The sequence below is a fragment of the Eikenella longinqua genome, assembly GCF_001648355.1.
Taxonomy (GTDB): Bacteria; Pseudomonadota; Gammaproteobacteria; order Burkholderiales; family Neisseriaceae; genus Eikenella; species Eikenella longinqua.
In genome coordinates this window covers 1-1,457 of the sequence record NZ_LXSL01000010.1, presented here as the reverse complement: position 1 = coordinate 1,457, position 1,457 = coordinate 1, and the positions used below count along the sequence as shown (strand labels likewise).

Here is a 1,457-nt window from a genome sequence, read left to right as displayed (position 1 = left end):
TTCAATGTATTCCCCTTCCCAAATAGGCATCCCAGAATCTATTGCGGTTAGATTTAATTCCATTTGGAGGTGGACACCCACTGCGATTTGAGAATATTTATGTAATTTTTCAATTAGTGCATGGTTGCCACTTAATACTTGCTCCGGTGTTTGTTCACCAATACCAGTCAAACGGAAGAATACCATGTATTCTGTTTCAATTGAGAAAATATTCTCGTTCTGTCCGTTAACAGCTCTAAACCATACTGTAGGGCGAAGCAAAATCTGGTCATTCTCTTCATTCAAGAAGAGCTTCCCTGGAGTAACGGTAAGCCGCCTGGTTATTTCTGATATATCAATACTCTTTTCCGCAACCTGCCGATTTGACGTACCCTGTTTAACATCAAGTATCTGAATTTTCATCTTATACTTCCAGTGCTAGCGGTCTAAAGTTTCCGATGTGGTAAGGTTGTCGCTTAGATAAGTTGGTTATAGGGGAGGCGGATGTAATATTCAAAACCCGTCCATATTCTGCTTGCAGCTTAGACTCGGTTGAAATCACAATCTTTTCATCCAGCGCAAATAGCATGGAAACCATTGTCTCGATAGTCAGATTATTACTGCCCCCCATAATCCTAGAAACAAGAGATTTACTTTTGCCCGTGAGTTTGGCTAGGTCGGTATAGGAGAGTTTCTTTTCATCCAAGAGGTTATTCAGCATGATGGCAAAATCTACTTTTACCTCTTCTTGAGCTTCTATTAGCTCGTAATTTTCTATTTTATTCATGGCACTAAATGCTCCAAGGACAACATATTTTGTAGTTGCCGATAAGTCTTTTCCAAATCTGCCGGCTTAGTTTTCTGCCATTTTTTCAGCACACTGTGGCTAAGCAAGAAGCAACCTTGCAAGTTTGGATTGCTTACACAATAAATGCGAATCGGTTGTTTAATAAACTCATACACTTGAATGCCGTGTATCTTGCCAGCCTTGTGAAACATCTGTGATGGCAGCTGCTCACCGCGAGCGAAACGCTGCATAATAATCCGGATGCTGGCCGCATGACGGACAGTTTGAGCGGATTGCTGATAGTCATCCAGCTCACGTTCCAAGCTGGACACTTCTTCCCCATCTTCGCATAGTACGCATAAAGGGCGTATGCCATTGTATAGCAGTTTAGGTTTCATTGTACACTTATAAGTAAACTATAGGCATCAAATTTATCAAACAACACACCTGAGCAAATCAAGTTTCATCATACCCTAAGCCAAATAAAAAAAGCAGCCCAAAGGCTGCTGGTTCCGGCTAGGCTGGGCCGACTCTCGTTTTGCAGAAAAATCAAGTTGTTGATTTCATTTTATTTGCTTTGGCCAAGGTATAGGGCCGACGACATTTCAAATATGGCGAATTCGCCATAATTAAAATTACACTGTCGCATGATGAAGTGAACTAGTTCCAAAATGGAACTAGTTCGAACCCA

The 1,457-nt window shown here is 41.3% G+C and carries 3 protein-coding genes; all 3 read right to left on the bottom strand.

Features of this window, described 5'->3' with window-relative positions; genetic code table 11:
• A partial coding sequence (locus A7P95_RS00615) for a hypothetical protein (protein ID WP_156503447.1) occupies window positions 1–402 on the bottom strand: 402 nt, incomplete at its 3' end.
• Window position 403: 1 nt separating this feature from the next.
• On the bottom strand, window positions 404–766 hold the full coding sequence (locus tag A7P95_RS00610) for a helix-turn-helix domain-containing protein (RefSeq protein ID WP_064087208.1): 363 nt from the start codon (window positions 764–766) through the stop codon (window positions 404–406).
• Entirely contained in the window at window positions 763–1,089 is a 327-nt protein-coding gene (locus A7P95_RS00605; protein ID WP_156503446.1) for a hypothetical protein, read from the bottom strand. The genes A7P95_RS00610 and A7P95_RS00605 overlap by 4 nt, the downstream gene beginning before the upstream one ends.
• Window positions 1,090–1,457: the final 368 nt, after the last annotated feature.